Consider the following 13,193-nt stretch of genomic DNA (forward strand, 5'->3'; position numbering starts at 1 on the left):
TTTAACCGCATGGAAAAGTAAGATGTCGACCACCGCAAGCGCCTTGGCCAAGGCTAAATGGCTGAAGAAAATCCAATGGGACGAGCACGGCCTGGTGCCGGTCATCGCCCAGGAAGCGGGCAGCAACGATGTGCTGATGTTCGCCTGGATGAACCGCGACGCCCTGGCCAAGACGGTTGAGCTGGGCGAGGCCGTCTACTGGAGCCGCTCGCGCAAGAAGCTGTGGCACAAGGGCGAGGAGTCCGGCCACGTGCAGAAGGTGCTGGAAATCCGCCTCGACTGCGACGAGGACGTGGTGCTGCTGAAGATCGAGCAGGCCGGCGGCATCGCCTGCCACACCGGCCGCCATTCCTGCTTCTTCCAGAAGTTCGAAGGCGACGCGCTGGAAGGCGACTGGCAGAACACCGAGCCGGTGCTGAAAGACCCGACGGAAATCTACACTCCCGCCACCGTGGCGAAAACCAAAGCAAAGAAATCGACATGAGCACTATCCTGGACCGCCTGGCCGACATCATCGAATCGCGCAAACTGGCCAACGGAGGCGATCCCGCGACGTCCTACACGTCCAAGCTGTTCTCCAAGGGCGATGACGCCATCCTGAAGAAAATCGGCGAGGAAGCCACCGAGACCGTGATGGCCGCCAAGGATGCGCGCGCCGGCGGCGACAGCGGCAAGGTGCTGTACGAGGTGGCCGACCTGTGGTTCCATACGCTGGTGCTGCTGGCCCAGTTCGATCTGAAGCCGCAGCAGGTGCTCGACGAGCTGGCGCGCCGCGAAGGCGTTTCCGGCATCGATGAAAAAGCCGCCCGCAAAGAATAATCCCCCATTTACGGAGTCGTTGTGGAAAACTGCCTGTTTTGCAAAATAGCCGAAAAGAAAATTCCATCGTCCATCGTCTATGAAGACGAGGATTTGCTGGCCTTCAAGGACATCAACCCGGCCGCGCCGGTGCATTTGCTGGTGATCCCGAAGAAACATTTCGCGACCTTGTCGGATTGCAGCGCCAACGAAGCGCCGCTGCTGGGCAAGATGCTGGCGCTGGCCCCCCGTCTGGCAGAGGAAGCCGGCTGCGGCGTCGGCTATGATGCGGACGGTTCGCCGACCGGCGGTTACAAGACGCTGATTAACAGTGGACCTAACGGCGGCCAGGAGGTGTACCATCTACATCTGCACGTGATCGGCGGCCCGCACCCATGGCGCGGACAGCGCTAACACGGCAGCGTTATATCGATAGCTGCATGACATCTACATGACACGCGGCGGTTCGCTTATACTGTCGCAGCAGTTCTCGAATCAACGGACAATTGGGGCGCGCGCGCCTTGCAAGGGGAATATGATGGGTTCATTCAGTATTTGGCATTGGTTAATCGTTCTGGTCATCGTAATGCTGGTTTTCGGTACCAAAAAGCTGGGCAATATGGGTTCGGACATCGGCAAGGCCGTTAAAGGCTTCAAGGACGGCGTCAAGGGCGACGACGACAAGCCGGCCGCTCCTGCCGCTCCCGGCACCATCGACGTCGACGCTAAAGAGAAGAAATAAGCTGGGGGAGCCCATGCTCCCTTCACGCTGAAACTACCTTATGATCGATCTCGGTCTTACCAAACTTGCTGTGATCGGCGTGGTTGCGCTGGTCGTCATCGGTCCTGAAAAGCTGCCCAAGGTGGCTCGCATGGCCGGGACGCTGTACGGCCGCGCCCAGCGCTATCTGAACGAAGTCAAAACCGAAGTCTCGCGCGAAATCGAACTGGAAGAGTTGAAAAACCTCCAGAAGGAAGTGCAGGCGGCGGCGGAAAGCGTGAAGGCGGACGTCGAGAGTTCGATGTCGCAGCACGTGGCCGAGGTGGAAAACGCCTGGCACGACACGCCGACCATTCACTCGCCGAGCATCAGCCACGTCACCACCGACGACCTGTCGCGCAAGGCGCGCGAATTCCGCCGCAAGAAGCTGGTGCGTAATTCGGCCATACCCGGATGGTACAAGCAGCGCCACGGCGGCAAGATGCACGTGACTTCCGGCGCCGCGCGCGTGGCGCGCTTCCGTCCCGGCAGCAACTCCTCTTCTTCGTTCTACTAAATGACTACACCTGAAAAGGGCGAAGAGACCTTTATCTCTCACCTGATCGAGCTGCGCGACCGTCTGGTCAAGGCGTCGATCGGTATTGCCATTGTTTGTATCGCGCTGATGATCTGGCCTGGTCCGTCGCAGATCTACGATTACATCGCGCGGCCGATGATCGCTTCGCTGCCGGTCGGCTCGAAGATGATCGCCACCGGCGTGATCTCGCCCTTCCTGGTGCCGATGAAGGTGACGCTGGTCATTTCCATCATCCTGTCGTTGCCGTGGGTGCTGTACCAGCTGTGGGCCTTCGTGGCGCCAGGTTTGTACGCGCATGAGAAGCGGCTGATTGCGCCACTGGTGATTTCGTCGTCGGTGCTGTTCATGTCCGGCGTGGCGTTCTGCTACTTCCTGGTGTTCGGGCGCGTGTTCCAGTTCATCTCGGAATTTTCGCCGCAGTCGATTGCGGTGACGCCGGATATCGAGAACTATCTCGATTTCGTCATGTCGATGTGTCTGGCGTTTGGCGCGACCTTTGAGGTGCCGGTGGTGGTGGTGATTTTGGTGCGTATGGGTTTGGTGACGGTGGCCAAGCTGAAAGAGATACGGCCTTACGCCATCGTGGGCGCTTTCGTGATTGCCGCGATCGTTACGCCGCCTGACGCGGTCAGCATGTTCTCGCTGGCGGTTCCGATGTGTCTGCTGTTCGAGCTGGGCCTGCTGGTAGCGCCGATGTTCGTCCGCATGTCGACGGCGCCGGAAGAGAAGGCCTGAGTTTCTGGCTATGGTAGCCGGCTCAATATTTTGAAGAGCACGCCGAGCGTCACGCCATGTAGCACCAAGGATAGTCCGGTCAGCATGTAAAGTATGTTGAACCGGATATTCATGTGCGCTTTCAACTCGGCGATCTGCGCTTTCAACGTGTCGATTTGCCCTTGCAGATCGCTGCGTAGTATCTCCAGCCGGGCGATAAGGTCTGTCTTCAGCAGTAGCATGTCGCCGGGTGTTACCGTGGATTCGGCTAGCGCGTCGCGCAAGGCCAGTGACTGGGCCTCGGCTTGCTGCTGAGGAAGCCCGGCTTCCTCAAGCTTTCTGGCATATGAAAGAGTGTCGAATTTAATAGGCATGTTCATGACCGCTCCCTGATTTAATCGTAGCAGAAACCGGCCCGAATGCGAGCCGGCTCACTAGCGTATCGAATCAATGGATGAGTCGTTTGCGCGCACTCAAGTGCGCGCAAACCCATGCATTTTTACTGCGCCATCAAGCCCTTGATCACGCGCACCGGCGCGCTGCCGTAGCTCAGGAATTGCTCGTGGAATTCCTTCAGGTTGAACTTCGCGCCCAACTGCTGCTTGCGCTGCTCGCGCAATTCCATGATCTCGCTGTAGCCGCTGAAATAGCTAGTCAGCTGCACCGACGACACCTGCACCCGATGCCACTTTTCCACCGCCTCGCTGCGCGTCTGGAAGGCCTGGCGCGTCAGCAGATCGATGGCCTGTTCCTCGGTCATGCCCAGCACATGCACGCTGTAATCGAGGATGGTGTTGGTCACGCTGCGCAGGTTCCACTTCGAATACATCAGCCACATCTCCGGCGCGTTATCACCGTAGCCCGACTCCAGCATCATGCGCTCGCCATACACCGCCCAGCCCTCCACCATCGCGCCATTGCCGAAGATGGATTTGACGATGGACGGCGACTTGTTCGCATACACCAGCTGCGCGTAGTGTCCCGGTATCGCCTCGTGAATATTCAGGATCTGCAGGATCCAGTGGTTGTACTCGCGCAGGCTGCTCTCGGCCGCCTCCGGCGTCGCGCCGTCGAGCGGCGTCACGTTGTAGTAGGTGCGGTCCTGCGGACGATACGGTCCCGGCGCATCGATGCTGGCGCCCGCCACACCGGCCTGGTAGGCAGGCGTCGCCCGCACTTCCAGCTGCTTCTTCGGATCCAGCGTCAGCAGGTTGTGGCTGATCACCCAGTCCTGCAGCACCGGCACCTGGCGGCGGATCTCGGCGAAGAAATCCTCGCGCTTCACATGGCGTTCGGACAGCTTGTCAATCACCTTGCCGATCTTGGCAAAGCGGTCGGCCGGCTTGACGGCGACGCCCATGGTCTTTTCCCACAGCTCGTCCGAGATGCGGTCCATATTGGCCAGCAGCTCTTCGCGCGCGGCCAAGGCCTTCTGGTAAGTCTGCTCGGCACTGCTGCCCGACTGGATGTCGAAGGCGAATTTTTTCTCGTACAGCTCTTTGCCCAGACGGAAGCTGCGGCGGCCGTTGGCGTCCATCTGCTTGTCCATCTCGGTCAGGAAGGCCACGTAGCTGTCCACCGCCGTCAGTGCCGCATTGACGCGTTGCGTGAACAGCTGCTTCTCCACCGGCGTCAGGATCGATGCCTGCGCCGCCTTGTCCACCTCGGTCAGCAGCGTCTGCACGCCGGGCGCCTGCGCGATCGCCAGACGTGTGTGCTCGCGCGTCGGATTGACGATGTTGGCGCGCGCCGCCTCGTAGTAAGCCGGGATGCCGGCGATGCGCTTGAGCAGCGTGCGCAGGCGCTGCGGCTGGGCCGCGTATTCGGTGTTCAGGATCAGGTCGATCGGGCCGGCCACGTTGTAGCTGGCCGGGTTCCACTCGTATTCCTTCAGCGTGGTCAGGCGGAAGCGGTCGCTGTCGAGCTTGTTGATCAGCAGCGCCAGGTCGGTGCGCTGCTTGGCCGACAGCTGGCTGGCGTTGATCGCGCCGAAGCGCTGCTTCCATTCGTCGATGAAAGCCAGCTCCTTGGCCTGGCCCGCCTTGTCCGGGATCGACAGCGTGGCGGCGGTATCGTACTTGCCGGCGTAGATCGCGCTTTCCGAATCGATGCGCCACAGCGCGTTGAGGAACTGGCTGCTCTGGCCATCGAAGGACCGGTCCTGGCGGCGCTCCGGCGTGCCGGACGGCTTCAGCGATGGCGCGGCCACTGCGGCGACCGCAGCGGTGGCGGCGACGGCTTTCGCCTTGCCGTGCTTGCCGCTGGATTTGCTGCTGCCCTTGCTGCTCTTGGCCGACTTGGCGCCGCTCTTGGCGTGCGCGGAGTGGCTCGTGTGCGCGGATTTGCCGCTGCTCTTGCTCTTGGCCGAGGTGCTGGCCGCCTTGTGGTGCGTGGTGGCGCCGGCTGGTGCGACGGCGAGCGTCGTCATCAATACAGCCAGTGCGATTTTTGTCTTGATCATCTTGAACAGCCTTGTCGATATGGTGGCCGGGCGTGCCGGGCCGAAGCGGAGGAGATTATCACTAATCGGCCCGTTTGAGAGCCTCCGGTTTGTAACTGGACGGCTACTTTCGCATCCCTTCTTGCAGCATATTCAACATCTCGGAGGCCGACATGCGGCCCGACACATCGCTGCCTTCCAGCAGGCTGTCGGCCAGGTCGCGCTTGTGCTGGTGCAGGTCGACGATGCCTTCCTCGATGGTGTGGCGCGCCACCAGCCGGTAGATCGTCACCGGACGCAGCTGGCCCATGCGGTGTGCGCGGTCCGAGGCCTGGTCTTCCACCGCCGGATTCCACCACGGATCCATGTGGATCACATAGTCGGCCGCGGTCAGGTTGATGCCGACGCCGCCCGCCTTCAGGCTGATGAGGAACACATCGCCCTCGCCGGCCTGGAACAGGTCGACGCGCTTCTTGCGCTCGGCCATGGGCGTGGAACCGTCCAGGTATTGATAGCTGATGTTGTTGGCGTCCAGGTGCTCGCGGATCAGCGACAGGTGGTCGACGAACTGGCTGAACACCAGCACCTTGTGGCGGTTCTCCAGCAAGCCTTCCAGCAGGTGGGCGAAGGCCGCCAGCTTGCTGCTCTTCAGGCCCAGTTCCGCCGCCACCAGGTTCGGATTGCAGCAGGCGCGGCGCAGCCGCATGATCTCGGCCAGGATCTGGATCGATTTTTTCTCGGCAGGGCCTTCGACGGCGGCCAGGTTTTCCAGCGCGGCGCGGCGCAGCGATTCGTACAGCGCGGTTTCTTCGGCCGACAGGTCCACTTCCAGCGTGATCTCGGTGCGCGACGGCAGTTCGGTCAGCACCTGGGCCTTGGTCCGGCGCAGCATGAAGGGCTGGATCAAACGACGAAGGCGGTTGCGCGCGCCCACTTCGGCGCGGTGGTCCTGCGGTTTTTCGATCGGCGCGGCGAAGCGCAGGTTGAACTGCTCGATGCTGCCCAGCAGGCCCGGATTGATGAAGCGGAACAGGTTCCACAACTCGCCCAGGTGGTTTTCCAGCGGCGTGCCGGTGGCGATCATGCGGAAGTCGCCCTTCAATGCCATCACGGCCTGCGAGCGCTTGGTAGCGCCGTTCTTGATGGCCTGAGCTTCATCGAGCACGATGGTATTCCACTGCACGCCGGCGAACAGCGCGGACTCCAGTTGCAGCAGGCCGTAGCTGGTCACCACCAGATCGTAGGGCTGCAAGGTGGACAGGGTCTCGGCGCGGTCGCCGGCGCCGAACAGCTTGACGTTCAGCGTAGGCGCGAAGCGCGCCGCTTCGCTGATCCAGTTCATGCAGACGGAGGTTGGCGCCACCACCAGCGTCGGGCCTTGCGGCGCGCGCGACAGGATCAGCGCCAGCGCCTGCAGCGTCTTGCCGAGGCCCATATCGTCGGCCAGGCAGGCGCCCACGCCCCAGTGGGCAAGGCGCGACAGCCAGTTGTAGCCTTCCAGCTGATAATCGCGCAGCTCCGCCTGCAGGGTGCTTGGCAGCTGCGGCACGAAGGCCGCCTGCGCCGCCATGCGCTCCAGGTGTTCCTTCCACAGCTTGTCCGATTTCAGGCCGCCGATATCGTCGGCCAGTTCCTCCAGCGCGAACGACGCCAGCGGATGCAGGCGCACGCCGTCCTCGGTGATCTCGCCGTAGACCGAGACTTCCATCAGGCGGCGGTGCAGTTCCTCGGTCAGCGCCAGGTAGCGGTTCTCGCCCAGTTCCACGAAGCGGCTCTGGCTCTTCTGCATCAGCTCCAGCAGCGTTTTCAGATCCATGACTTTGCCTTCATCGATCTGCAATTCGCCGCTGGCCGCGAACCAGTCCTTGTTGCTCTTGATGGCCAGGCGCAGCTGCTTGGTTTCCACCTTGGCGGTGACGCGGAAGCTTTCGCCTTCCGGCCAGGCCAGTACGATGCCGGCAGCCGGCATCTCTTGCAGCTCCACCAGCAGTTGCAGACACAGCGCCGGTTGGCCCAGCAGCCATTCGCCGTGCTCCTGCTCGGCCGATTCCAGCACCGGGCATTTGGCGATCAGTTCGCGCTCGGCGTCGCGTTCGTCGATCAGCTTGCGGCGTGCCTGTACCGGCTTGCCGTTCACGTCGGCGATCACGCTGTCCGCACCGGCGCCGGGCGCGTAGTAGGCGCCGTTGGACAGAGGACGCACCAGCACCTGCATCTTCAGGCCATGCTGGTAGGGCAGCAGGTGCACGTGCAGGCGCATGTCGGCTTCCACCTGCTCCATGTCCGGCGCGGCGCCGCCGATTTCCGACTGCACCGTCACCAGCGACGAGATGGAGCTGATCGCATGCAGCACCTGCTGCTCCGCGTGCGCCGGCACGTTCAGGCCATCGCCGACGATGGCGGCGATGCGGCGGTGCTCGTCGAGGATGTTCACTACGCGCAGGCGGGTCGGCGTCTCCTTGCTGACGATGACGGAGGAGCTGTCGTCCGGTATCGGTGGATGCAGCTTCAGCTCCAGGTTGCCCGGGCTTTTCTTGATCAGCAGCTCAGGCTCGCCGGCCAGCATTTCCACCCGCGTGTCCGGCGCATCGACCCAGAACAGCAGCGGGTGGCCGATCAGCGCTGCCGCTGCGCGCTGCGGATCGATCTCGTAAGCGAGGCCGCTGGACTGGTAGCTGCGGTGCGCTACCGAGATCGCCTCGGAGGCGCGGATGTCCTGCGGCGTCAGGAAGTCGAACTGCTCGGCCTCGAAGCGCAGCCGCTTCAGGCCGACGGCGCGGCCCTTGCTCCACAGGCCGCGCGCATCGCGCTTCTGCTCGACCGGCGCGACGTCGGTCAGGCCGTGGCGGTTGTCGTAGTTGAGCATCCACACCAGGCGCGTGCTGCCGGCGGCATCGGCGGTGGCGGGCTGCTGGAGGTTGATCAGCGCCGTCAGCTGCCGTTGCCATGCCTCCTGCCGTTCGAACCACACGCTCATGTCGGGATAGCCGAGGCGCGCGCGCAGCGCGTTGGCGTGGCGCTGCTGCTCGACGTCGCCCAGGTGGCCCAGCAGGCAGGCGGCCTGCCCGGCGATGAACAGGTAGCCCGCGCGTTCCGCGTTCTGCGCCAGCTCCTGCAGCTGCGCCTTGCGCTCGGACAGCTGCGGCAGCGACAACCAGAAGAACAGCAGGCACTGGAACATCTGCGTTTGCAGGCTGTTGTCCCAGGCCAGCGCGGCGACGGCATCGGTCTGCATGGTGCCGGCGCGGATCTGGCGCAGCATGTCGATCTGCTGGATGACGGCGGTGTCGTGGTTCTGCGGCATGCGCACGGCGATTTCGAGATAAGCCTCGGCCGCCTTCAGATGCTTGGCGTCGCCGCTGCGCAGCATCGACAGCAGGTACAGGTAGCCGGACATGCCGGTGAACAGGTGTTTGCGTTTGCCGGTGTCGCGGCGCAGCGTCTTCAGGGCCGCGTCGAAGCCGACAATGGCCGCGCCGCTGGCGCCGCGCAGCAGCACCAGGGCGCTGGCGAGGTATTGGCTCTGCGGGCCGGCGGTGCGTTCCAGGTAGCGCTTGGCGTCGTCCAGGCGGCCGCACAGGATGGCGTCTTCCGCCAGCGCCATGCGCAGCTCGGGGCTGATGTCGTCCTTGACGGCCAGGCGGCGCTGCATGTGCTGCTCGCAGAATTCGCGGATCACCGGCACGGTCAGGAATTCGTGCTGGGCGTTTTGCAGCAGTACCATCAGCACGTCGTCCTGCAGCAGCGGATGCACGCGCGCCAGCATGCCCGGTTCGAACGGCCGGCCGAAGATGTCGACTATCGGGTGCAGCTGCGCCGCTTCGTAGCTGCCCAGGCAGAACGCCAGTATCGGCTGGATTTGTTGCGGCGCCACGCCGCGCAGGAGGCCCATGCGCAGGCGGGCCATGCCGGCGCGGTAGCTGCGCGGTTCGAAGCTGTTCCAGGTCTGGCGCATCGGCACCAGCTCGTCGTAGGCGCTGCACAAGTCGTCCAGCGCGTGCGTGCCGATGGAGGCGCGCATCGCCGGCCAGCGCAGCTTGGGGTTGCAGACAAAGCCGCGTCCCGTCATCACGCTGATGTAGGCCAGCCGCTCCAGCTTGCGCAACGCTTCGTCCAGCGTGCCGACGCCGTAGGGATTGCCGTCCTTGTCTTCGATGCGCGCGTGGTTCAGGTGATCGAGGATGGCCGTGCGTCCCACCGGCTCGCCGATCAGGGCGAGCAGCGCCAGTATCATTTTTTCGTTGAATTCAAGCGCGTCAAATTCGGCGAGCAGCTTAGCGTCGGCCATGCGGGGTCAGTCTTTCAGGTTATCGATGTGTACCGGCGGCGTGGCGGCCGGATCGTGCAGGCCGAACATCCGCTGGTAGAAGTACAGCTCCGCCTCCAGCGTGCGGACGATGTTTTCGCCCTTGCGGAAGCCGTGGCCTTCGCCCTCCAGCGGCACGTAGGCCACCGGCACGCCGCGCGCCTTCAGCGCCTCGACCATCATCTCCGATTGCTGCGGCGGCACGACCTTGTCGTCCAGGCCCTGGAAGAAGATCATCGGGCGCGCCAGCTTGCCGGTGTGGTTGATCGGCGAACGGGCTTGGTACAGCGCCTCGGCCTGCGGCTGCGGCGCGATCAGGTACTCATTGTAGTGCGATTCGAATTTGTGCGAATCCTGGTCCAGCCCTTTGAGGTCGGAGACGCCGTAGTAGCTGGCGCCGACCTTGAACACATTGTGGAAGGTCAGCGCGCACAGCGTGGTCAGGCCGCCGGCGCTGCCGCCACGGATGATCAGGCGCTCGCCGTCGGCCAGGCCGCGTTCGACCAGCGCCTGCGCGCCGGCCACGCAGTCCTCGACATCGACGATGCCCCACTGGCCCTTGAGCAGGTCGCGGTAGGCGCGGCCGAAGCCGGTGCTGCCGCCGTAGTTCACATCCAGCACGCCGAAGCCGCGGCTGGTCCAATACTGGGTCTTCAGGTTCAGCGTGTTGACGGTCATGCCGGTCGGGCCGCCGTGGCTGATGACGATCACCGGCGGCTTGCTGCCCTCGGGCGCTTGCACGTCGCGGTTGCGCGGCGGGTAGAAGAAGGCGTGCGAGGTGCGGCCGTTGGCGCTCGGATAGCTGATGCTGGTCGGGATGGACAGGTAGTCCTCCTCCGGAAGTTCCTCGATCGACTGCGCCAGGATTTCCACGCCCTCCTCGGTGAAGTCGATGCGCGCCAGTTCCATCGGGATGGTGGGGCCGCCGGCCAGCATGGCGATATAGCCCTTGGCCACGCGCAGTTCGCGGATTTCCTCGTAGGGGTTGGCGATCGCTTCCAGCTTGCCGCTGCCGGGCAGCAGGCGTGCCAGGCGGCTCACGCCCTTGTCGATGTAGGTGCAGATGATTTCGGAGGCCGAGCGGAAGCCGTACATCGAGTTCCCGAAGGTCCAGTGCGGCGAGGCGAATTCCGCCTCCATCGGGCACAGGCCCTCGGTGCGATCGCGTTCGCGGCACAGGCGGTACAGGTTCCACCAGCCGCTGCGGTCGGAGACGAAGTGCAGCAGGCCGTCCGGCGACCATTCGGGCTGGCAGATGGATTCCTCGGCGCCGCCGGCGATGCGTACCGGTGTTGCGGGCAGGCCGTCGTCGCCGATGTCGGCCAGCCACAGGGTCGTGCCTTGCCACGGCATGCGCGGATGGTCCCAACTGAGCCAGGCCAGCGAGCGGCCGTCCGGCGACAGGCGCGGCGACGAGTAGAAATCGGCGCCCTGCGCCAGCACGGTCTCGCTGCCGTCGGCGTTGATGGCGCAGATGGTGTTGACCGGCTGCGCGTGCGGATCATCGCCATGCAGCTCGCGCACGGCGATCAGGCGGTTGCGCGCGCGGTCCACCACGAAGTCGGCGAAGCGCTGCTTGCCGGCCGTGGTCAGCGCCACCGGGGGTGCGCCATCGTCGGCTACATCAAGTTTGTAGACGACGTTGTCGGCGAAATGCGAAAAATAGATGGTATCGCCGTCCACCGCATAGGCGCCGCCGCCATATTCGTGTACGCGGCTGCGCACATTGAAGGGGGCCGGCGTCAGTTCGCCGGTGGTCACGCCGTGGTGGCGCAGCAGGGTGTTGCGGCCCGCTTCGGCGGCGCGGCCCGCCAGCCAGAAGATGTCGCTGCCATCGGCGCCGCCCAGCATCAGCGTGGACAGGGGCGTGGCGCCGGCGGCCACGCGCGCGGCGCTGATGGTCGATGGCCAGGCGCCGTAGGGCGCGGTGATAGGGCTCATTTTCAATTCAGCTGATGTCATGGCGTCTCCAAAGTCGGGTGCTACGCATGATAGTGAATGAACGGCCTATCATCCAGCAAAAAAAATCCGCGCAGGATGCGATAATAGTCTTTTGACCGATTTCGATTGCCTTCCATGCCACAATTTGCCCCGCTCCAGAACGACACCTTCTTGCGCGCGTTGTTGCGCCAGCCGACCGACCACACGCCTGTGTGGCTGATGCGCCAGGCGGGGCGATACCTGCCGGAATACCGCGCCACGCGCGCCAAGGCCGGCTCCTTCATGGGCCTGGCCACCAATCCCGACTACGCCACCGAAGTGACGCTGCAGCCGCTGGACCGCTTCCCGCTGGACGCGGCCATCCTGTTCTCGGACATCCTGACGGTGCCGGATGCGATGGGCCTGGGCCTGTACTTCGTCGAAGGCGAAGGCCCGAAATTCGAACGTCCGCTGAAAACCGAGGCCGACGTGCTGGCGCTGCGCGCGCCGGAACTGGGCTCGCTGGACTATGTGTTCAAGGCCGTGACCCAGATCCGCACCGAATTGAATGGCCGCGTGCCGCTGATCGGCTTCTCCGGCAGCCCGTGGACGCTGGCCTGCTACATGGTCGAAGGCCAGGGCTCGCGCGAGTTCCACACCATTAAGAAGATGTTGTACAACCGCCCGGACCTGATGCACCACATCCTGAGCATCAACGCCAAGGCCGTGGCCGAGTACCTGAACGCCCAGATCGACGCCGGCGCCCAGGCGGTGATGGTGTTCGACTCGTGGGGCGGCGCGCTGGCCGACGGCGCCTACCAGGAGTTTTCGCTGAAATACATGCAGCAGGTGGTTTCCCTGCTGAAACGTGACAAGGATGGCGTCAAGATCCCGGCCATCGTCTTCACCAAGGGCGGCGGCCAGTGGATCGAGCAGATCGCCGACATCGGCGCCGACGCGGTCGGCCTGGACTGGACCGTCAACCTGACCCAGGCGCGCAAGCTGGTGGGCCACAAGGTCGGCCTGCAGGGCAACCTGGACCCGGCCATCCTGTTCGCCAGCCCGGACCAGATCCGCGCCGAAGTCCACAAGGTGCTGGACGCCTACGGCAAGCCGACCGACGGCAATGGCCATGTATTCAACCTGGGCCATGGCATCTCGCAATTCACGCCGCCGGAGAACGTCGCCGCCATGGTCGAAGCCGTTCACAGCCATAGCAAGGCTCAGCGCGCCGGTTGATGTAGTCTGCGAACAAAGGGCACGTTTCGCAAGAGGCGTGCCCTTTTTCATTGGTGCGCGGAGGAAAGCAATACCGACTTATGCACAATTTTTTTTGCTGCGGAAATAATAGGCAGTGCTTTTTTCGTAGCCCGTGGAGACTCCGCAAGTCATTGATTATGAACGGTTAATTTTTTTGCCGAAGAGGCAATAGATGGCAAGTCGTAAACCTTGACGGGGGACTGAAACTAGTTTATTTCCTCATTGTCCACAAAGTTATCCACAAAAACTGTGGATAAAAAATAAAAGTACTTAGTAAACCGTGACTTAGCCATAATGTTGCTGTTTTGCCTGAGCTTTATGTTGCGTTGCACGATTTTTAGGCAAAGTTTAGGCCGTGATAACGAAGTTGCGAACAGACAAACCTTACACATAAGGTATCTGTGTTGCGGTCCACTGAAAGTACCGTGTTGTGCTTTGCAATATCGGTGGATAAGTT

At 63.1% G+C, this 13,193-nt stretch carries 11 protein-coding genes; 7 read left to right on the top strand and 4 right to left on the bottom strand.

All coding sequences use genetic code 11. The annotated features are described in order from the left end of the window. Nucleotides 1–22: 22 nt before the first annotated feature. From hisI to tatC, 6 genes are all read left to right on the top strand, one after another. A complete protein-coding gene (gene hisI, locus GEV01_RS24895; RefSeq protein ID WP_070267799.1) occupies nucleotides 23–484 on the top strand; it encodes a phosphoribosyl-AMP cyclohydrolase in 462 nt (153 codons plus the stop codon). Then, nucleotides 481–819, top strand: coding sequence for a phosphoribosyl-ATP diphosphatase (locus GEV01_RS24900; protein WP_008443043.1), 339 nt, complete (start codon nucleotides 481–483; stop codon nucleotides 817–819). The genes hisI and GEV01_RS24900 overlap by 4 nt, the downstream gene beginning before the upstream one ends. Nucleotides 820–840: 21 nt before the next feature. Beyond that, nucleotides 841–1,212, top strand: coding sequence for a histidine triad nucleotide-binding protein (locus tag GEV01_RS24905; RefSeq protein ID WP_008443042.1), 372 nt, complete (start codon nucleotides 841–843; stop codon nucleotides 1,210–1,212). Between the two features lie 124 nt (nucleotides 1,213–1,336). After that, nucleotides 1,337–1,540: a Sec-independent protein translocase subunit TatA gene (gene tatA / locus GEV01_RS24910; RefSeq protein WP_026334731.1), complete on the top strand. Its 204-nt coding sequence runs from the start codon at nucleotides 1,337–1,339 to the stop codon at nucleotides 1,538–1,540. Between the two features lie 40 nt (nucleotides 1,541–1,580). Beyond that, complete coding sequence (gene tatB, locus GEV01_RS24915; RefSeq protein ID WP_008443040.1) at nucleotides 1,581–2,075, top strand: Sec-independent protein translocase protein TatB; 495 nt, start codon at nucleotides 1,581–1,583, stop codon at nucleotides 2,073–2,075. Further along, complete coding sequence (tatC, locus tag GEV01_RS24920; RefSeq protein WP_008443039.1) at nucleotides 2,076–2,831, top strand: twin-arginine translocase subunit TatC; 756 nt, start codon at nucleotides 2,076–2,078, stop codon at nucleotides 2,829–2,831. It abuts the gene before it with no gap. An 8-nt stretch (nucleotides 2,832–2,839) separates the two neighbouring features. Here the strand turns inward: tatC and GEV01_RS24925 are convergent, their stop codons facing one another. The 4 genes from GEV01_RS24925 to GEV01_RS24940 form a co-directional block, all read right to left on the bottom strand. Next, nucleotides 2,840–3,190: a CCDC90 family protein gene (locus GEV01_RS24925; RefSeq protein WP_152808187.1), complete on the bottom strand. Its 351-nt coding sequence runs from the start codon at nucleotides 3,188–3,190 to the stop codon at nucleotides 2,840–2,842. 119 nt (nucleotides 3,191–3,309) lie between these two features. Further along, nucleotides 3,310–5,271, bottom strand: a complete 1,962-nt coding sequence (locus tag GEV01_RS24930) for a DUF885 domain-containing protein (RefSeq protein WP_152808190.1) — start codon at nucleotides 5,269–5,271, stop codon at nucleotides 3,310–3,312. A 103-nt stretch (nucleotides 5,272–5,374) separates the two neighbouring features. Beyond that, nucleotides 5,375–9,538: a DEAD/DEAH box helicase gene (locus GEV01_RS24935; protein ID WP_152808192.1), complete on the bottom strand. Its 4,164-nt coding sequence runs from the start codon at nucleotides 9,536–9,538 to the stop codon at nucleotides 5,375–5,377. Nucleotides 9,539–9,544: 6 nt separating this feature from the next. Further along, nucleotides 9,545–11,518: a S9 family peptidase gene (locus tag GEV01_RS24940; RefSeq protein WP_152808194.1), complete on the bottom strand. Its 1,974-nt coding sequence runs from the start codon at nucleotides 11,516–11,518 to the stop codon at nucleotides 9,545–9,547. 114 nt (nucleotides 11,519–11,632) lie between these two features. On the opposite strand from GEV01_RS24940, the gene hemE reads away from it, so the two are divergent. Continuing rightward, entirely contained in the window at nucleotides 11,633–12,715 is a 1,083-nt protein-coding gene (gene hemE / locus GEV01_RS24945) for a uroporphyrinogen decarboxylase (protein ID WP_070267788.1), read from the top strand. Nucleotides 12,716–13,193: the final 478 nt, after the last annotated feature.

The organism is Rugamonas rivuli, assembly GCF_009380165.1.
GTDB lineage: Bacteria > Pseudomonadota > Gammaproteobacteria > Burkholderiales > Burkholderiaceae_D > Rugamonas > Rugamonas rivuli.